Genomic DNA, 18,540 nt, shown 5'->3' with positions numbered 1-18,540 from the left:
CGATTAGATCATTCTATCACATTGAAATCTATGGACAGTTTGTCCTCTTAAAGAAGACAAAATGTCCATCGGGGCAGGCCGGCGCGGGCTAACCCGTTGACTTCATGTGCCCAGGGAATTGGCACGATCGATGCTGACGATCCTGATCCTGCAAGAGGCTCCCGTTCCGATCTAAGCGGCTCCGTCGATGATAGTGCGATCCAAGCCGAACTTTACGGACATCGTTTTCGCGGTGAACGGCTCGATCCTGCCCCGGATCATCCTGCGTCTTGTCGTGATCGCCGCCGTTAGTGTCGGGGCGATCCTGGCGGCGGAGGAGCACCCGGGCATCTTCGCCAAGATCAGCGCCATTCCCTTCACGCTGATCGGCATCGCCCTTTCGGTCTTCATGAGCTTCCGCAACAATGCTTGCTACGATCGCTGGTGGGATGGGCGAAAGCTCTGGGGCGAGTTGATCGTCGCCTGCCGGTCGCTCGCACGGCAGGCCTCGGGCCTGCACGAGAGCCACCGACAGTTTCTGCTACGCGGGCTTTGCGCCTTCACTGCCGGGCTCGCTGCAAGGCTGCGCGGCGGCAATGAGCGCATCGCCATCGGGCAGTGGCTCGAATCCGAGAGCGTCACGAAGAGCCCGAACCCCACGAACGCCGTTCTGCAGGAGCTCGGAGCCTATTGCATCGTCCTGATGCACAATGGTGAACTCGGCGCGATCCACTACGCCGTCGTCGAAGGGCAATTGACGGCACTCTCGACCGTGCAGGGTGGCTGCGAGCGAATCGCACACACGCCGGTCCCGTTCGCCTATTCGCTTCTCCTGCACCGCACGGCTCTGGTCTTTTGCCTGACCCTGCCGTTTGCGCTGGCTGGCTCGCTCGGCTGGTGGACGCTCCTGCCGGTCCTGCTCGTCGCCTATACCTTCTTCGGACTGGACGCTCTCGGGCATCAGCTCGAGGACCCGTTCGGGCTCGAGCCCAACGCCTTGCCGTTGAACTCCATGCAACGCAACATCGAGCGAGAGCTCCTCGCCTTGCTCGGTTGCGAGGATCTGCCCGAGCCGATCCGCCCGAAAGACAATATCCTGACCTGAGCGTCGAGCCTGTCGGCCGACATGACCAGGAGTGACCACCGAAGCGACCATCAAGAGGAGTCCAGCATGGCCCTGACCCGCAAGGAAGAAGAGCGCGCGCTCAATGCCGACGAGCGTGCCGTCGTGGCCCAGACCCGGCACCCCGCCGTGCAGGACGTGCCCGACGATGAGCTGACAGCGCTCCTGAAACGCCTGCGCGACCTGCGCGACAAGGCCTCCTCGCACGCCAATCAGCAGCGCCGCGAAATGCGAGGCAAGGCCGCCCCCAAGGGAGCCGAGCCCAGCATGGGGAATGCCGGCTCGAGCCTGAAGGCGACGGTTCTCGCCACTGCGCTGAAGCGGCTGAACGCGGAAATCCAGCGCCGAGCCGAGATGGCGAGAAACCACACGCTCGTCGAGAATGCCCAGCGCGCTCTCCATATGAAGATGGAAGCGCAGCGGAAGAACGTCCCGTTCAATACGCGGCACGCCAATCAGGGCATGCGGGACATTCCGGACAAGGAGGTCGATTCATTGATCCGGCCCGCGGAGCGAGGGCGGCTGCGGAAGGCCTCCCACGTTGCTCAGGCGAAGCGCGACGCCGCTGGCGGATAGGCAACGTCTCCATCTGTTCGAGCCGCTCAGGAGCCGTTGTCAGGCGTACGAGCGCTCCCATTTTGCTGCCGCTGGCGTATTTCAGCCGGGAAAGTGAGGGCGGTTCTCGGCCCAAACCGGCTGTCAGACTTGCAGGCGGCCCGGCTCGATGCCTGACGGCATCCCCGCAATTGGTCATCAGCGCAGGCGCAGAACCTATCTGTGGCGTGGGCCTAGCCAGCGTGTCGCCGGCTGGAGCCTGCCGCACTCCGGCTCATGCGGGCACCGGCTCACCCGCGGCCTTCTCGCTGTCCATGTCCTTCATGTCCTCGAACCGATCGGCGATGCGCGGATGGATGCGGCCGCCATCTGATGCGCCGATCGCGACCAGGATTTCGTCGGGCCCCGGTGCGTCGGCGATCTGGAACGTCGCGGTAATGAAGTGCGAGCGCTTGCCGGTCTCGCTCTTGTGGATCATCGGCAGGGAGATCAGGGCGCCAGGAGCGGTGCGGGTGTTGGTGAAGCTCAGGAAGGCGGTGCCCGAGACCGCCTCGCGGAAGACATTGCCGAAGCGCAGCGTGTGGATCAGGGCGGAGGCATGCTCGATCTCGCCGCCGACACCGACGATCGCCGCCTTGCCATAGGCTTCGACACGCTCTCCCGGCATCGCGGCGACGAGCCTGCGGGTCATCTCCTGGCCGAGCGGGCGGGCGATCCGGAGGATTTCCGGCCGCAGGTTCTCGACGAAGCCCTGGCCGGCCCAGGGGTTCTTCACGACGGCGGCGACGACCACCATGGTGGTCGGGCGAGGCGCAGCCTTGCCGCCCTCGATCATGGTCTCTTCCGTGAAGGTCGCGATCTTGCGCAGCCCGATATCCATGCTCGCCTCCGGCGTTTGAAATGTCGTCGTTGGCCAAGCTAGTAGCCGGCGCGCGCCTGTCTTCCTCCGGTTGCTAGGAAGAATTGGCAGAGCAATGCTGCGAGCCTGCGCAGCTTGCCAGCCAGGATCAGACGCGATGCTCGACCCGGTTTCCCAGATCGCCTCGCTTCGCGATGTCGCGAGCCGGATCAACTCCGGCTCCGATCTCGACGGTTTGCTGCTCGACCTGGTCAAGGTCGCCTGCGAGCATGGCGGCTGGAGCATGGGCTCGATCATGGCGGTCGATCTGACGCATGGCCACGCCAATGTGGTTGCCCGGCACGACCCCACCTTGCTGCGCCGGCGCCTCGAGGATCGCTGGGAACTCGCGACGAGTCCGGCGCTTCTGGCCCTGCGGAGCGGCGAGCCGGTCTATATCGAGGACGCCAGGACCTCCGAGGAATTCCCCGGCTATCGGCGCGAGGCGTTCGAGCGCGATTACCGCTCGGTGATCGTCCTGCCGCTCGGCAGTGCCGATGCCGAAGGACGTCCGATGGTGCTCAGCCTGGTCTCCCGGGCCTTGAAGCCCGTGCCTTCCGAAGATCTCGCCTTCATGGCGATGATCGCGCATCTCGGGACCATCGCGGTCGAGCGCGAGCATCGCCTGCGCGCCGCACGGGGCGTTGCCGAGGATTTGCGCCACGCCTTGGTGGCGCAAAGCGACCTGCTGCAGGAGGTGCTGGCCGGAGGCTCGATCGAGGCTTTGGCGGAACGGCTCGGCGAATTCCTGCAGTGTGCCGTGCTGGTGATCGATTTCTCCGCGAACACGCTCGTCGCCAACGGCTCGCCCATGCCGGACCTGCTCGACGCCGCTGCCTGGCGCAAATTGCTCGCCGAGGGCGAGGCCGACCGGCTGATCGCGCAGCTCCGGCAGGGCGTCGCGCGCGAGGAGGCAGGCCGGATCGAGCTGCCGATCGCCCATGGCGGGCGGGCGCTGCGGCTTGCCGCGGCGATCGAGCCGCTCGCCGTCGAGGCTGAGAAGGTCGGAGCGCTCGTGCTGTTCGGCGAAGAGCAGGGCGGCGATCTCAGGCGGCTGACGATCGACAGCGCGAAATTTGCCTTGAGCGTACAGATGATGCGCAGCGTGATCCGCTTCCGCTTCGAGACGCGAACGCTGACGGAGCTGTTCTTCGAGATCGTCGAGCGGCGCTGGCGCGATCCCGACGATATCCTGCGCCGGGCGCGCCATCTCGGCGTCTCCCTCGCCCGACCGCTGCGGATGATCGTCGTCGACCTGCCTGCTGCCGCTCATGGCGAGCGCGACCGCACCCAGCAGGCGCATCAGAGCATCGCGCGCCTTGCCAGCCAACTCGGCCTGGGCTGTCACATCGTCGCTGTCGGTGCCGGGCTCGTCTGCCTCGAACCGGAGCAGGAGGGGGCGCGGCGCGAAGCCTCCGAGCGTTTTGCCAAGCGCATCGCCGAGGTCCTGCGCCATGATCTGCAGGGCGAGCCGATCGTGGTGATCGGCGGGCTGTGCCATGAACTCGACGACTATGCCGGCGAGTGGGAGCGGGTCTGGCGCATGGTGCGCATCGCGCGCGGCTTCAAGCGGACTGGCGTATTGTCGGCGCTCGATTTCGGGCCGTTGCCGATGCTGATCGGTGCGGCCGATGCGGCCGAGGTGCGCCGATTCGTCGAGGGCAGCATCGGGCGCGTCGCGAGCCATGACCGCCAGCACGGCACACCCTATCTCGACACGCTCGCCACCTATCTGCGCCATGGCTGCCGCAGCCAGGCTTGCGCCGATGCGATGGGCCTGCACGTCACCACGTTGCGCTATCGGCTGACGCGGATCCAGGAGCTGTTCGGCATCGATCCCGAGCCACCCGATACGCGCTTCGCTTTGGAACTGGCGCTCAAGATGCACGGCCTCATCGAGGGAGCCGCGCCTGCGCTCGAATGAAAGCGCGGAAAGATTCCGGATCGCTTCCATCTTTTCATAGGAAGCGCGCCGACTGCCGCCTTCATAGCCTGACTCCGAAGTGGCGTAGGCCATCGGAGGACCAGCCATGCTGGCGACAGCACCCCAGGAGCCGGTTTCGATCGATCCCGTCGCGTTGCGCCGAGCCTTCGGCACTTTCCCGACCGGCGTCACCGTGATCACCACCCGCGATGCCGAGGGCCGGCCGCGGGGGATGACGGCGAACTCCTTCACCTCGGTCTCGCTCGACCCGCCGCTGCTCTTGGTCTGCGTCGGCAAGGGCGCCTCGAGCTATCCCGCCTTCGCGGAAGGGCAGGCCTTTGCCGTCAACCTGCTCCATGAAGGCCAGAAGCCGGTCTCCAGCCTGTTCGCCTCGAAGGCGACGGACAAGTTCACCGACACGCCGCATGACAGCGTCCATACCGGCGCACCTGTGTTGGCCGATTGCATGAGCTGGTTCGACTGCACGGTGCACGACCGTGTCGAGGCTGGTGACCACCTCATCCTGATCGGCCGCGTGCGGGCCTTCGGCACGAGTCCTTCCGCCCCGCTGGCCTTCTGCCGCGGACGCTATGCGGCTGTGAAGGACCCGCTACCGCCCGGCTGGCTCGCCTCCAGCAGCATGATCGTCAACTACCTGGTCGAGAGCGACGGAAAGCTGCTGCTCTGCCGCAACGAGGATGGCGGCTGGGCGTTGCCCCATGCCGCGCGCCGGATCGTCGATGGCCGGCTGCCGGTCCCCGGTGGCGAGGGGCTGCCGCTGCTGCCCGAGACGACCTTCCTCTACTCGGTCTTCGACATCGCCGACGGCGATCCCGGACATCTGGTCTATCGGGCGCGGCTCGCGGGCGACGCCGCCGGCCTGGCGCTGCCGGACGGAGTGCGCTTTTTCGGCTTCGACGAACTGCCCTACGAGCAGATCCTCACCCGCGAAACCCGCACGATGCTGCGCCGCTATGTCAGCGAGAGCAGCCGGCGGCGCTTCGGCATCTACGTCGATTCCCATGATGGTGGGCGCTTCGCGATGGTCGAGGACACCCAGCCCTGGGACGGGGTCCCGCAACAATGGGAGCGCGGTGGCGCGGCATGAAGACGACGGTCCAGACACTTCAGGGCTCGCGCATCGGGCATTTCATCGACGGCGCCTTCGTGGCGCCGCGAGGTGGCGTCTATGCGCCGAGCTACGACCCGACCACGGCAGAGCCCTGGTACGAATTCGCGCAGGGCGACGCCGGCGATGTCGATGCAGCAGTGCGCTCGGCGAAGGCGGCATTGCTGAACCCCGCCTGGCGCCGGCTGACGCAGACCGATCGCGGCAAGCTGGTGCGCAAGCTCGGCGAGCTGGTGCTCGCCCATGCCGAGGAGCTGGCGCAGCTCGAATGCCGCGACAACGGCAAGTTGATCAAGGAAATGCGCGCCCAGATGCGGGCGATCCCGGATTCCTACGGCTATTTCGCTGGGATGGCCGACAAGCTCCAGGGCGACACGATCCCGGTCAACAAGCTCGACACCCTCAACTTCAACCTGCGTGAGCCGATCGGCGTGGTCGGGATGATCATCCCGTGGAATTCGCCGCTGATGATGCTGACCGGCACGCTGGCGCCGTGCCTGGCCATCGGCAACACGATCGTGGTCAAGCCCTCCGAGCACGCGACAGCCTCGGCTCTGGCGCTGGCGGAACTCGTCATCGAGGCCGGCATCCCGGCCGGTGTCGTCAACGTCGTCACCGGTGACGGCGCGACCACGGGCGATGCACTGACACGCCATCCCGGCATCGCCAAATACGTCTTCACCGGCTCGACCGACACCGGCCGCAAGATCGCCGGCAATGCCGCCGGCAACCTCGTGCCCTGCCAGATGGAGCTCGGCGGCAAGTCGCCCCATGTCGTCTTCTCCGACGTCGACATCGAGCGCGCGGTCAATGGCGTCGTCTCAGGCATCTTCGCCGCAGCGGGCCAGACCTGCGTCGCCGGCTCGCGCTGCTTCGTCGAAGCGCCGGTCTATGAGCGCTTCGTCGAGGCGCTGGTCGAGCGCACCCGGCGGGTCAAGGTTGGCCATCCGATGGCTGAGGACACCGATATCGGGCCGCTGGCGCTCGCGGCGCAGCTCGAGAAGGTCGAGCACTTCGTCGGCTCGGGTGTGCGCGAGGGCGCAAGGGTCGCGGTCGGCGGGCGCAAGCCGCAGGACGAGGCCCTGGCGCGCGGCTGGTACTACGAGCCGACGGTGCTGGCCGAAGCGAACAACCAGATGAGCTTCATGCGCCACGAGATCTTCGGGCCGGTGGTCGGGGTCGTGCCCTTCTCCAGCGAGGACGAGATGATCGCGCTGGCCAACGACACCGAATACGGCCTCGCCTCGGGCATCTGGACGCGCGACATCGACCGCGCCATGCGCTTCGCCCGCAATGTCGAGGCGGGCACGGTCTGGATCAACACCTACCGCTCGGCGGCCTTCATGTCCGCCAATGGCGGCACGAAGAAGAGCGGCTACGGCCGCCGCGGCGGCTTCGAGGTCATGCGCGAATTCTCGCGGCTGAAGAACGTCGTCATCGACTACTCGGGCGCCATGCAGGACCCGTTCGTCATCCGGCTGCGCTGACGCGCTGTCCCGCCCGCTCCACGGAGGCACCCATGAAGTTCGCTCTCTCGATCAATATGGAGCGTTTCTCGCCAGAAGCGTCGATGAAGGACGCCATGTCGCAGATGCTGGCGCTCGCCCGCGTGGCGGATGAAGGCGGCTTCGAGACACTGTGGACTGCCGAGCACCACACGATCGAATGCACGATCTCGCCCAATCCCTTCCAGACGCTGACCTGGCTGGGCCAGCACACCGACCGCATCCGGCTCGGCACGGCGACGCTGGTGGCGCCCTACTGGTCGCCGATCCGGCTGGCCGGCGAGGCGGCGCTCTGCGACCACCTCACGGGCGGGCGCCTCGAATTCGGTATCGCGCGCGGCGCCTACCAGTACGAGTTCGACCGCATGGCGGGCGGCATGCCTCAGCAGGAGGGCGTCGCCTATATGAAGGAGCTCGTCCCAGCCGTGCGGAAGCTCTGGGCCGGCGACTATGCGCATGAGGGCCAGTACTGGCAGTTTCCGCTAGCGACCTCGGTGCCGAAGCCGCTGCAGAGCCCCCATCCGCGCATCTGGGTGGCGGCGCGCGATCCCGGCACCTTCGACTGGGCAGTCGGCATCGGCGCCAACATCCTCTCGACGCCGCTTTCCGCGCCGGTCGCCGAGATCGGCGTTCTCGCCGAGAAGTTCCGCAAGGCCTGTGCCGACCATCCCGAGCGCCCGCGGCCGAAATTCATGATGCAGCGCCGCTCCTGCGTCTACGAGCGCTCGCAGGATTGGGAGCAGATCGTCCGCTACAGCGTCGACTATGGCCGCTATTTCGAGAACCTGATGCAGAATATCGGCACGGTGACGAACGGCTTCCCGGAGGCGGTGCCGTTCGAGACCGTCGCCAATCGCGGCAATTACGACCCGCGCGCCATCCGCGACAACCTCGTATTCGGCACGCCCGACGAGGTCATTCCGAAGCTCGAGGTCTATGAGGCTGCCGGCGTCGACCAGTTCTGCCTTGGCCTGTCCTACAACCTGCCCTTCGAACTGCAGATGAGGACGCTCAGGCTGTTCATCGAGGAGGTGATGCCGCATTTCGCTGCCCGCGAACGCGACGTGGCGAAGCCTCGCTTCGCCGCCGCGGGAGCCTGACGCAGATGGCAGGCCTTTCCGCGCCAGTCACCGAGCCGGATATCACAGGGACCTTCGTATGCGAGGGCGTGGCGCTGAACTACCGCCTGAGCGGGCAGGGCCAACGGCCCCTCGTCCTGGTCCATGGCGTCGGCTCCTATCGCGAGGCCTGGGACGAGGTGATCGCGCGGCTCTCCGATCGCTTCCGCATGCTGAGCTTCGATCTGCGCGGCCATGGCCGTTCGGAGCGCGTCAGGGGGCGCTACGAGATCGACGATTTCACCGGGGACGTGCTCGGTCTTGCCGATCACGTCGGCTTCGCCAGCTTCGATCTCGCGGGCTTCTCGCTCGGCGGGCTGATCGCTCAGCGCCTCGCCCTCACCCATCCCGAGCGGCTGCGGCGGCTCGTGCTGCTCTCCACCGTATCGGGCAGGACCCCGGAGGAGCGCGAACGCGTTCTCGCCAGGCTCGCGGCGCTCAAGGCCGGCGATCGCGGCTCGCATTACGATGCCTCGCTGTCGCGCTGGCTGACCGAGGAGTTCCAGGCGCGCAACCCCGAACTGATCGCGGAGCTGCGCCGCCGCAACGCGGAGAACGATCCGGATTGCTATGCCGCCGCCTATCGCGTCCTGGCGGAGACCGATTTCGGCGGGCTGATCGACCAGATCCGCCTCCCGACCCTGATCGCCACCGGCGAGCACGACCAGGGCTCGAATCCGCGCATGTCACGCTTCATGCATGAGCGCATTGCCGGCTCGCGCCTGCATATCCTGCCGGGATTGCGCCATTCGCTGCTGAACGAGGCGCCAGATCGTGTCGCGGCGCTGATCGGCGAGTTTCTCACGGAGGACGCTGCGTGATCGTCGAGGAGCGCATCTACCGCATCCGCAACGGACGGATGGGCCGCTATCTCCAGCTCGTGCGCGAGGAGGGCCTCGCCATCCAGCAGCCCATTCTTGGGCAGCTCGTCGGCTACTTCACCACCGAGATCGGGGTGCTGAGCCAGGTCACGCATCTCTGGGCCTATGCCGATCTCGAAGACCGTCGCACGCGGCGCCAGCGGCTCGCCGACGATCCACGCTGGCAGGCCTTCCTGCCCAAGCTGGTCGAGAATATCGAGCAGGCGGAAAACCGCATTCTGCTGCCGACGGATTTTTCGCCGCTGCGCTGAGCGCAGCATGCGCGGGTGACAAGGCGCAATCGCCGCCCCGCACGATCACAGGAGGGGAGTGCAGTGAGCGAGAGGCTGCGTATCGAGAACCTCTACAAGGTTTTCGCCAGGGATCCCGGACCTGCCCTGCAGATCCTGCGCAAGGGTGGCACGAAGGACAGCGTCTTCGAGACGCTCGGCCACGTCGTTGGCCTGGATGACGTCTCGCTCGCGGTCCCCTCGGGCGCCATGTACATGGTGATGGGGCTGTCGGGTTCGGGTAAATCCACCCTGGCGCGCTGCATCAACCGCCTGAACGAGCCCAGCGCCGGCCGCATCCTGCTCGACGGGCAGGACCTCGTGCCGCTCGACGAGAAGGCGCTGCGAGAGGTCCGGCGCACGCGCATCTCGATGGTGTTCCAGCACTTCGCCCTGCTGCCGAACAAGCGCGTGATCGACAATGTCGAGTTCGGCCTGAAGCTGCGCGGCGTCGCGCCGGCCGAGCGCCGCCGCCGAGCGGAAGAGGTGCTGTCGGTCGTCGGGCTCGGGCGCTGGGGCTATCATCTGCCGCACCAGCTCTCGGGCGGCATGCGCCAGCGCGTCGGCCTGGCACGGGCGCTCGCGACCGATGCCGATATCCTGATCATGGACGAGGCCTTCAGCGCGCTCGATCCGCTGATCCGCACCGAGATGCAGGATGAGTTGCTGCGGCTGCAGCGCACGCTGAACAAGACCATCCTGTTCATCACCCATGATTTCCAGGAGGCGCTGAAGCTCGGCACCCGCATCGCGATCATGTCGGAGGGACGGCTGGTGCGCGAGGGCACGCCGCAGTCGATCGTGCTCGAGCCCGGCAGCGACTATGTCGCCGCCTTCACCCGGGAGGTCGATCGCGCGCGCCTGTTCGATGCGCGCTCGGTGATGAAGGCGCCGGCCGTGCTCTGGCGCGGACCGGCCGGGATCGTCGTCGGCGGGCCGGAAGGCGGCTTCCTGCTCGATCAGCAGGAGCAGGTCGTCGCCGGGCTGGACGGCGCCGAAATCACACGCCTGCAGGAGACCGGGACGCTGCCGGCCGAGCACGCGGCCCCGATCTGCGTCCCGGAGGCGGCCAAGCTCGTCGATGTCGCGCGCTGCTACCGCGCCGACCGCAGCGTCGGCGTGATCGACGAGGCCGGCCGCCTCGTCGGCCTGCTCGGCGCCGAACAGATCCTCGCCCGTATCGCCAACCTGCCGGCTCAGGAGCGCGAACCATGATCAAGGCCGACGATCTTGCGATCTTCCCGGTCGACCAGTGGATCCAGGAGGGGGTGCGCTGGCTCGCGCTCAACCTGCGTCCGCTTTTCCAGGCGATCAAATGGCCGGTCGAGAGCCTGCTCGGCTTCAACGACTGGGTACTGCACGCTATCCCGTTCCCGGCGATGCTGCTCATGATCGGCCTCATCGCCTGGCGCAGCGCCGGTCTGGGCGTCGCGATCTTCAGCGTCGTCTCGCTGGTCGTGATCGCCATGCTCGGCGTCTGGGCCGAGGCGATGACGACCCTGTCGCTGATCGCGACGGCGATCGTCTTCTGCGCCGTGATCGGGATTCCGATCGGCATTCTCTGCGCGCGCAGCGACCGGGTCTGGAACGTGGTCCGCCCGATCCTCGACATCATGCAGACGACGCCGACCTTCGTCTATCTCGTGCCGGTGGTGATGCTGTTCGGCGTCGGGACGGTGCCGGGCGAGGTCGCGGTCGTCACGGCGGCCGCGCCGCCCCTGATCCGCTTCACCAATCTCGGCATCCGCATGGTCGAGCACGAGATCGTCGAGGCTGGCCTCGCCTTCGGTGCCGACCGGCGCCAGCTGCTCTGGGAAATCCAGCTGCCGCTCGCGATCCCGACCATCCTCGGCGGCCTCAACCAGACGGTGCTGACCGCGATGGTGATGTCGGTCGTCGTTGCGATGATCGGCGCCGAGGGGCTTGGCCTCGTCGTGCTCCAGGGGCTGGGGCGGCTCGATGTCGGCCGCGCCGCCGTCGGCGGCATCGCCATCGTCCTGCTGGCGATGATGCTCGACCGGATCACGCAGAAGCTCGCCGAGGCCAAGAGCGGCCAGCGCCCATCGCTGTTCCAGCTCGCTCTGCGCTTCCTGCGTGGCGGGCGACGCGAGGAGATCGCCGCCCTGCCGCCGGGCGAGGCCACCCGGCAGGGCGCATAGACGCCGCAGCCAGCGGCACAGGACATCCCGCCGGCCAGGCGGGTGGGGACAACAAGAAGCGATAATCAAAGAGGAGAACGCGATGATCAGCCTGTCCGCCAAGACCTTCGTCAAGACATTCGCCGCGGCGGCGCTCGCGGCCGCTACCCTGCAGGGCTCGGCCTTCGCCCAGGCCCTGCCGGGCAAGGGCAAGACCGTGCGCTACGCCCAGAGCGACAGCCTCGGCGCCAACTATGTCACCGCCCAGATCGTCAGCCGGGCGCTGAAGGAACTCGGCTACGAGGTGAAGATCTCGACGCTGAACACGACCCTGTTCTTCCAGGCCGCGGCGCAGGGGGACCTTGATCTGGCGACCGACGTCAACATGCCTCAGCGCGAGCCGGCCTTCCGCGCCGTCGAGAAGCAGGCCGAGCTCATCGGCAGCGGCATGATCGTCGGCGGCGGCGTCAACGGCTACCTGATCGACAAGAAGACGGCGACCGCACACAACATCACCAGCCTCGCCCAGATGAAGGACCCGAAGCTCGCCGCCCTGTTCGGCAAGGATGGCCGCGCCGACCTGATCAACTGCGATCCCGGCTGGAGCTGCGGCGACGTCGTCGATTTTCAGCTCGACAAGTTCGGCCTGAAGGACACGGTGCGCTCGGTGCGCGGCAAGTACGAGACACTGATGGTCGAGGCAGTGGCGCGGGTGAAGCGCGGCGAGCCTGCCTTCTTCTACGCCTGGAGCCCGTCCTGGGTGAACAATGCGCTGATCCCGGGCGAGGAGGTCGTCTGGCTGCCGACGCCCGAGGACGCACTGCCCCCGAACGTCCCCAATCGCGGCTCGGCCCTCGTCCCCGGCGTCAAGGGCTGCGCCGGCGGGGCCGACCCCTGCCGCATGGCGATGGCGTCCTGGAACTGGGCGTCCGTCGCCAACAAGCAGTTCATCGCCGCCAATCCGGCCGTCAAGGCGCTGATCGAACAGATGAAATTCCCGCTGCCGACCTGGTCGGGCTGGGAATTCAGCATCAACAAGAACGGGGCGAGCAGCGCCAATGTCAACCGGATGGCTGAGGAATGGATCAGCCAGAACAAGGCGATCTTCGACGGTTGGGTGAAGAGCGGCAGGGATGCTGTCTGAGTCGGAACGCAATGGGAAAGCCGATCCGGAGGGTCGGCTTTCCTTTTGGAGCGACCACCGCGACTGGCGCGGCTGAGGTCGACGGATGGCGCGGTACCTGAAGGCCGCTATTTGCGATTGATGCAAACGACCTTTGGCTGGGTCATCTCCTCGACGGCAAAACGAACGCCTTCACGCCCCATACTGCCATGCTTGAACCCCCCGAAGGGCATGGCATCGAACCGATAATCGGAGGAATCATTGATCATGACGCCGCCTGCGTCGAGCCGCCGGGAGGCTTCCAGAGCAACCGAGAGGCTATTCGTGAAGATGCCGGCATGCAGGCTGTACTCGGGATCGTTGGCCATATCGATCGCCTGATCCAATGTCTCGAACGGCGACAGCATCACCACCGGAGCAAAAATTTCGTCCTGCCATAGCGAGCAGGTCGGAGGAGTGCCCTCCAACACTGTCGGGTTGTAGAGCGAACCTTTGCGAAGATTGCCGCAAAGCAAGGTCGCGCCAGCCGCGATCGCATCGTTCACAGCCGCTTCGGCTCGCTTTGCGACCGTCTCCGAGATCATCGGCCCGACGTCCGTGTCTTCCCGTGACGGGTCGCCTGCTGTGAGCTCTTGCGTGGCCAGGACGAAGGCGTCACGGAAGCGCTGATAAAGCTGCGCCTGGATGAGAATGCGCTGCGTGCCGATGCAGTTCTGTCCGGCAGCCCAAAACGCGCCCGAGACGCAGCTCTCGACGGCAATGTCGAAGTCGCAGTCGGCCATGACGATGACCGGCGCATTGCCGCCAAGCTCCATCGCGAGCTTCTTCAATCCAGCAGAGCGCGTGATCGCTTCGCCAGCGGCGAAACCACCGGTGAACGACACCATGCGAACATCTCGGGCAGAGACGAGCGCCTTGCCGAGGTCGACGCCGCCGATTGCGACCGTGATGATCTCCTCCGGCAGGCCGGCCTCGACGAGAACCTCGACCAGCTTCATTGCGGAGAGTGGAGTCAGTTCGGACGGCTTGAGGAGAAGCGCGTTCCCACCGGCTATCGCCGGCCCGAGCTTGTGCGCCACGAGATTGAGCGGGTCGTTGTAGGGCGTAATCGCAGTGATGATCCCGAGTGGCTCGCGTGTGAACCAACCCTCGCGCTGCTCTGACCCCGGATAGGCGTCGAAGGGAATGATCTCGCCTGCGTTGCGCTTTGCCTCTTCTGCCGAGAGCTTCAGCGTGTTGGCGCAGCGCATCACCTCCTTGCGCGCCTGAACGATGGTCTTGCCGGCCTCGGCGACGATCGTGTTCGCGAAACTATCGCAGCGATCGGTTATGCGGGCGGCAGCGCCTTCGAGAATGTCGGCCCGCTTGTGACGCGGCAATTGGCGAGACACAGCCGCTCCACGCCGGGCGCGAGCGAGGAGATCGTCAAGAGCTTCGGCGCCGGTCGAGGGAACTCTCCCGACGAGCGAACCGTCGAACGGGTTCTCGACATCAATGGTGGCATAATCATCGGACGCTTTGAGTTTCGCTGCGATCATGAGCGGCTATCCCGAGTTGCCGTGGTGCTGCCCGATCAGGCGATCGCGTTTTCTCGCGACAGCTCGTCCATGACCTCTCGTATCGCGGCCTCGGCGACCGAGATGATCTCGTCGACCTCTTCCTTCGTCGTCACCAGCGGCGGAGCAAAGCCGAGGATATCGCCGTGCGGCATCGCGCGAGCGATCAGGCCGCGGTCGCGAGCCGCCTTCGATACGCGGGCGCCAACCTTCAATCCGGCGTCGAAACGGGCCTTGCGCTCCCGATCAGCGACGAATTCGATCGCACCCATCAATCCAACACCGCGAACCTCGCCGACGATCGGGAGCTGAGCGAATGTAGCGGTGAGCCGCTTCAGGAAGTACTCGCCGACGACGCGCGCATTGCCCGGCAGGTCTTCCTTCTCGACGATGTCGAGGACCGCGTTCGCGGCGGCGGCACCGATGGGATGTCCCGAATAGGTGTAACCGTGGGAGAATGCCCCGACCTTCGCTGCGCCATCTTCCATCACCGCGTAGATTTTCTCGCCCACGATGGAGCCGGACAGCGGGAAGTATGCCGAGGTGAGGCCCTTGGCGATGGTGATCAGATCAGGCTCGATCCCGTAGTGATGGGAGCCGAACATCGAGCCAGTCCGCCCGAAGCCCGTGATCACCTCGTCAGCGATGAGGAGTACGTCGTGCTTCTTCAGGACCTCCTGGATGGCGGCCCAATAGCCTTCCGGCGGCGGCGTGATGCCACCCGTGCCAAGGACCGGCTCCGCAATGAACGCCGCAACGGTATCGGCTCCTTCGCGCTGGATCTGCTCGTCGAGCTCAGCAGCCCGGCGCGCCGAGAAGGCGAGTTCCGTCTCGCCGGCTTCTGCGCCCCAATAGTGGTGTGGCGCGCCAGTGTGGATGATCCCGGAAACCGGCAAGTCCATATGGTCGTGATAGAAGCTCATGCCGGTCAGCGACCCCGACACGACGCTGCAACCGTGGTAGCCCCGCATACGCGAGATGATCTTCTTCTTTTCCGGCTTGCCCCGGAGATTGTTGTAATACCAGACGAGCTTGGCATTCGTCTCGTTGGCGTCGGACCCCGACATGCCATAGAAAACCTTGCTCATCTTGCCCGGCGCCATCCGCACCAGGCGATCGGACAGGATCGCCAGCTCATCGGTCGTGTGCGCAGCGTAGGTATGGTAGTAGGCGAGACGATAAGCCTGACGGGAAATCGCTTCCGCCACCTCGGTCCGGCCGTAGCCGATGTTCATGCAGTAGAGCCCGGCGAAGCCGTCGATGAACTCCTTGCCGGTGGCATCCTGAATCCGGATGCCCTTGCCTGTCTCCACGATGGTCGGATCGCCGATCTTGCCGCTCGCAAAGTCGGCGAGCTGGGTGAATGGATGGAGGACGCTGGCGCGGTCCAGCCTGCTGATCTCGGCGACGTTGATCGTCATTGCGCAGCTCCTTCTGTCATCGAACGGTCGGTCAAGGGTGCCGGAGTCGTTTGCGCGCTCCACCTCGAGCGGTTGTCAGTGGACGCAACCGTCAACCGCCGGATTTGCTGTCTCGACCGCTGATAGCGTTATATAGTGCCGGAGCGCAGGTAGGCGGCGTTCAGATGCTCTCAGGAGAGTATTTCCTGCGTAATTGGCAGTTTAACGCAGGATTTATGCGCAATGTTACTCGATCAGATCGACATCAAGCTCCTGAGGGCGGTGCAGGCGAATAATCGCCTCACCTCGGAAGAGCTTGCCGAACTGGCGAACCTGTCGCCAACCGCATGCCAGCGCCGCATGAAAAGACTGCGCGCCGCCGGTGTCATCGAGGGCGACGTCTCGATCGTGTCTCCGAAAGCGGTCGGCCGTCCGGTTTCGATGCTCGTGCTCGTCTCTCTCGAACGCGAGCGCGCGGACATCGTCGATCGCTTCAAGGCTGCCATCAGGTCGACGACCGAAGTGATGATCGGCTTCTATGTGACCGGCGATGCCGATTTCGTCCTTGTCGTGACCGCGCGCGACATGGAGGACTACGAGCAGTTCACGCGACGGTTCTTCTACGAGAACCCCGACATCAAGGGCTTCAAGACATTGGTGGTCATGGACCGCGTGAAGGCAGGGTTCTCCTTGCCAATCGAACTGTGAACTGCCGCAAGTTGAAGCGGTGCCGGTTCAGCCCAGCACCGAGGCCAGGAATTCGCGGGTGCGCGGCTGCTCGGGCGCGCTGAAGATGCGCTCCGGCTCGCCCTGCTCGCAGATGCGGCCCTTGTCGAAGAAGCAGACCCGGTCGGAGACCTCGCGGGCGAAGCGCATCTCATGGGTGACGAGCAGCATGGTGAGGTCGTGCTCGCTGGCGAGGCCGCGGATGACCGAGAGCACCTCGCCGACGAGCTGCGGATCGAGCGCCGAAGTCGGCTCGTCGAAGAGCAGCACGCGCGGCCGCATGGCGAGCGCGCGGGCGATGGCGACGCGCTGCTGCTGGCCGCCGGAGAGCTGAGCGGGAAAATGGTCCTTCTTGTCGGCGAGGCCGACCATGGCGAGCAGGTCGACGGCCCGGCATTCGGCCTCGCCGCGCGGCAGGCCGAGCACCCGCACCGGCGCCTCGACGACATTGCGCAGCACGGTCATGTGCGGGAACAGGTTGAAGCTCTGGAAGACCATGCCGACATGGCTGCGGATCTGGCGCAGATGCCCGTCCGAGGCCTTGAACGGCCCGCCGGCATTCGGCTCGTGATAGGGCATGCCGGCGAGCGTCAGCCTCCCCTCCTGAAAGGGCTCCAGCGTCATCAGGATGCGCAGCACCGTCGACTTGCCCGAGCCGGACGGGCCGATCAGCGTGACCTTCTCGCCGCGGGCGACGCTGAAGTTGAAATCGTCGAGCACGGTGAGCGCGCCGAAACGCTTGGTGACGCCGGCGAACTCGATGATAGGCGCCTGATTGGTCTCGGTCATCGCAACGGGATCCCTGCTTTCGGCAGCGCCTTCTGCAGCCGGTGCAGGCCGGCCGAGCAGATCAGCGTCAGGAGGAGGAAGATCAGGCCGACCAGTGTCAGCGGCACCAGATATTCGAAGGTGCGCTCGCCGATCATGTTGGCGAGGCCCATCATCTCGAGCACGGTGACGACGGAGAGCACCGGCGTCTCCTTGATCATGGCGACGAGGTAGTTGCCCATCGCCGGCAGGATGCGTGGCACGATCTGCGGCACGACGATGTCGCGATAGGTCTGCAGCCGGGAGAGGTTCAGCGCGGTCGCAGCCTCCCATTGCCCGCGCGGCACGGCTTCGATGCCGCCGCGATAGACCTCCGAGGTATAGGCCGAATATTGCAGCCCGAGCGCGAGCGCCCCGGTCAGGAAGGCCGGCAGCGTGATGCCGTAATCCGGCAGCACGTAGTAGAGGAAGAAGAGCTGCACCAGCAGCGGCGTGTCGCGCAGGAATTCGACGACGATGGCCGTCGTCCAGGACACGGCGGCGTAGCGACTGCGCCGCAGCAGCGCGAAGACGAGGCCGAGCACCAGCGCGATCGCAAAGCCGGCCGCAGCGGCCTGCAGCGTCACGGTGAGGCCGATCAGGATGATCGGCAGGATCGAGGACGCGTAGGTCAGCGGCGTCGTCGTATCCCATTCGAAGCCGTACATCATGCGCGGCCCCTCACGAATGCGCCGCGCGCGGGAAGGCCGCGCCGCGCCGAACCCAGCGCTCGATCAGCCGCATGATCAGCATCAGCACCAGCGACATCGCGAAGTAGCCGACGAGCGTCAGGCTGTAGACGCCGGCACTGTCGAGTGTGAGGTTGCGGATCGACTGCGCCCGGAAGGTCAGGTCGGCGATCGAGATCAGCGAGACCAGCGAGGACAGCTTCAGCGTCTCGATGGCGAGATTGCCGAAGGCCGGCATCATCTCGACCAGTGCCTGCGGCAGGGTGATATGGAGCAGCGTCTGGGCGCGGCCGAAATTCAGCGCCCGCGCCGCCTCGTGCTGCTGCACGGAGACCGATTGCAGCGCGCCGCGCACGATCTCGGAGCCATAGGCGCCGACATGGAGAGCGAGCACCATGATGCCGGTGGCCACCGGCTCGAAGCTGATCCCGACGAGCGGCAGGGCATAGTAGAACCAGAACAGCTGGACGAGCAGCGACGTCCCACGGAAGAGCTCGGTGTAGCAGAGCGCGACCAGCGAGAGCGCGCGGCCGCCTTCGACCCGGGCGATCCCGGCGGCGAAGGCCGCGACGGCGCCGGTCGCGATCGCCGACAAGGTGATCCCGGCGGTGATCAAGGCGCCGCGCGACAGCGCGGGCAGATAGGATAGCCACTCCATCCGGCAGGCTCCGCAACGTTGAAAGACGTCGAGCCCCGCCCGCCGCCGGGGCGGGCGGAACG

At 66.0% G+C, this 18,540-nt stretch carries 18 protein-coding genes; 12 read left to right on the top strand and 6 right to left on the bottom strand.

Going from position 1 to position 18,540, the window contains the following annotated elements; translation table 11 throughout:
* Window positions 1-187: 187 nt before the first annotated feature.
* The gene (locus tag ACQKLX_RS20865) at window positions 188-1,084 is read left to right on the top strand and encodes a bestrophin family protein (RefSeq protein ID WP_427363479.1); all 897 of its coding nucleotides are present in this window, start codon (window positions 188-190) and stop codon (window positions 1,082-1,084) included.
* Window positions 1,085-1,150: 66 nt separating this feature from the next.
* Window positions 1,151-1,678, top strand: coding sequence for a hypothetical protein (locus tag ACQKLX_RS20860; protein WP_427363478.1), 528 nt, complete (start codon window positions 1,151-1,153; stop codon window positions 1,676-1,678).
* Between the two features lie 253 nt (window positions 1,679-1,931).
* Here ACQKLX_RS20860 and ACQKLX_RS20855 read toward each other — a convergent pair whose 3' ends face one another.
* The gene (locus ACQKLX_RS20855; protein WP_427363477.1) at window positions 1,932-2,537 is read right to left on the bottom strand and encodes an amino acid synthesis family protein; all 606 of its coding nucleotides are present in this window, start codon (window positions 2,535-2,537) and stop codon (window positions 1,932-1,934) included.
* 136 nt (window positions 2,538-2,673) lie between these two features.
* On the opposite strand from ACQKLX_RS20855, the gene ACQKLX_RS20850 reads away from it, so the two are divergent.
* The 9 genes from ACQKLX_RS20850 to proX all read left to right on the top strand — a co-directional run bounded on the left by ACQKLX_RS20850 (window position 2,674) and on the right by proX (window position 12,663).
* Window positions 2,674-4,479, top strand: coding sequence for a helix-turn-helix domain-containing protein (locus ACQKLX_RS20850; RefSeq protein ID WP_427363476.1), 1,806 nt, complete (start codon window positions 2,674-2,676; stop codon window positions 4,477-4,479).
* Window positions 4,480-4,585: 106 nt separating this feature from the next.
* Window positions 4,586-5,587 (top strand): flavin reductase, encoded by a 1,002-nt coding sequence (locus ACQKLX_RS20845; protein ID WP_427363475.1) that lies wholly within the window; start codon window positions 4,586-4,588, stop codon window positions 5,585-5,587.
* Window positions 5,584-7,095, top strand: a complete 1,512-nt coding sequence (locus ACQKLX_RS20840; protein WP_427363474.1) for an aldehyde dehydrogenase — start codon at window positions 5,584-5,586, stop codon at window positions 7,093-7,095. Before ACQKLX_RS20845 ends, ACQKLX_RS20840 begins: the two co-directional genes overlap by 4 nt.
* A gap of 32 nt (window positions 7,096-7,127) precedes the next feature.
* On the top strand, window positions 7,128-8,213 hold the full coding sequence (locus tag ACQKLX_RS20835; RefSeq protein ID WP_427363473.1) for an LLM class flavin-dependent oxidoreductase: 1,086 nt from the start codon (window positions 7,128-7,130) through the stop codon (window positions 8,211-8,213).
* A 5-nt stretch (window positions 8,214-8,218) separates the two neighbouring features.
* The gene (locus ACQKLX_RS20830; RefSeq protein WP_427363472.1) at window positions 8,219-9,052 is read left to right on the top strand and encodes an alpha/beta fold hydrolase; all 834 of its coding nucleotides are present in this window, start codon (window positions 8,219-8,221) and stop codon (window positions 9,050-9,052) included.
* On the top strand, window positions 9,049-9,363 hold the full coding sequence (locus ACQKLX_RS20825) for an NIPSNAP family protein (RefSeq protein ID WP_427363471.1): 315 nt from the start codon (window positions 9,049-9,051) through the stop codon (window positions 9,361-9,363). The genes ACQKLX_RS20830 and ACQKLX_RS20825 overlap by 4 nt, the downstream gene beginning before the upstream one ends.
* 63 nt (window positions 9,364-9,426) lie before the next feature.
* Window positions 9,427-10,596, top strand: a complete 1,170-nt coding sequence (locus tag ACQKLX_RS20820) for a quaternary amine ABC transporter ATP-binding protein (RefSeq protein ID WP_427363470.1) — start codon at window positions 9,427-9,429, stop codon at window positions 10,594-10,596.
* Window positions 10,593-11,540: an ABC transporter permease gene (locus ACQKLX_RS20815; protein ID WP_427363469.1), complete on the top strand. Its 948-nt coding sequence runs from the start codon at window positions 10,593-10,595 to the stop codon at window positions 11,538-11,540. The genes ACQKLX_RS20820 and ACQKLX_RS20815 overlap by 4 nt, the downstream gene beginning before the upstream one ends.
* Window positions 11,541-11,622: 82 nt before the next feature.
* A complete protein-coding gene (proX, locus tag ACQKLX_RS20810) occupies window positions 11,623-12,663 on the top strand; it encodes a glycine betaine/L-proline ABC transporter substrate-binding protein ProX (RefSeq protein WP_427363468.1) in 1,041 nt (346 codons plus the stop codon).
* 107 nt (window positions 12,664-12,770) lie between these two features.
* Here the strand turns inward: proX and ACQKLX_RS20805 are convergent, their stop codons facing one another.
* Together ACQKLX_RS20805 and ACQKLX_RS20800 are read right to left on the bottom strand one after the other, a co-directional pair.
* Window positions 12,771-14,180 carry an aldehyde dehydrogenase family protein gene (locus ACQKLX_RS20805; RefSeq protein WP_427363467.1) on the bottom strand — a complete coding sequence of 470 codons (1,410 nt, stop codon included), beginning with the start codon at window positions 14,178-14,180 and terminating at the stop codon, window positions 12,771-12,773.
* A 35-nt stretch (window positions 14,181-14,215) separates the two neighbouring features.
* Entirely contained in the window at window positions 14,216-15,619 is a 1,404-nt protein-coding gene (locus tag ACQKLX_RS20800; RefSeq protein WP_427363466.1) for an aspartate aminotransferase family protein, read from the bottom strand.
* Window positions 15,620-15,841: 222 nt separating this feature from the next.
* Here ACQKLX_RS20800 and ACQKLX_RS20795 point away from each other — a divergent pair, with 222 nt between their 5' ends.
* Window positions 15,842-16,306 (top strand): Lrp/AsnC family transcriptional regulator, encoded by a 465-nt coding sequence (locus tag ACQKLX_RS20795; RefSeq protein WP_427363465.1) that lies wholly within the window; start codon window positions 15,842-15,844, stop codon window positions 16,304-16,306.
* Between the two features lie 27 nt (window positions 16,307-16,333).
* Here the strand turns inward: ACQKLX_RS20795 and ehuA are convergent, their stop codons facing one another.
* From ehuA to ehuC, 3 genes are read right to left on the bottom strand one after another with little or no spacing between them, the layout of a single operon-like run.
* Complete coding sequence (gene ehuA / locus ACQKLX_RS20790; RefSeq protein WP_427363464.1) at window positions 16,334-17,113, bottom strand: ectoine/hydroxyectoine ABC transporter ATP-binding protein EhuA; 780 nt, start codon at window positions 17,111-17,113, stop codon at window positions 16,334-16,336.
* Window positions 17,110-17,802, bottom strand: a complete 693-nt coding sequence (gene ehuD, locus ACQKLX_RS20785; protein WP_427363463.1) for an ectoine/hydroxyectoine ABC transporter permease subunit EhuD — start codon at window positions 17,800-17,802, stop codon at window positions 17,110-17,112. Before ehuD ends, ehuA begins: the two co-directional genes overlap by 4 nt.
* A 10-nt stretch (window positions 17,803-17,812) precedes the next feature.
* Window positions 17,813-18,478 (bottom strand): ectoine/hydroxyectoine ABC transporter permease subunit EhuC, encoded by a 666-nt coding sequence (gene ehuC / locus ACQKLX_RS20780; RefSeq protein ID WP_427363462.1) that lies wholly within the window; start codon window positions 18,476-18,478, stop codon window positions 17,813-17,815.
* Between the last annotated feature and the right edge of the window lie 62 nt (window positions 18,479-18,540).

The sequence above is a fragment of the Allobosea sp. NPDC003192 genome (assembly GCF_050275675.1).
In the GTDB taxonomy this organism is placed as follows: Bacteria; Pseudomonadota; Alphaproteobacteria; order Rhizobiales; family Beijerinckiaceae; genus Allobosea.
This window is presented reverse-complemented; position numbering and strand designations above follow the sequence as displayed.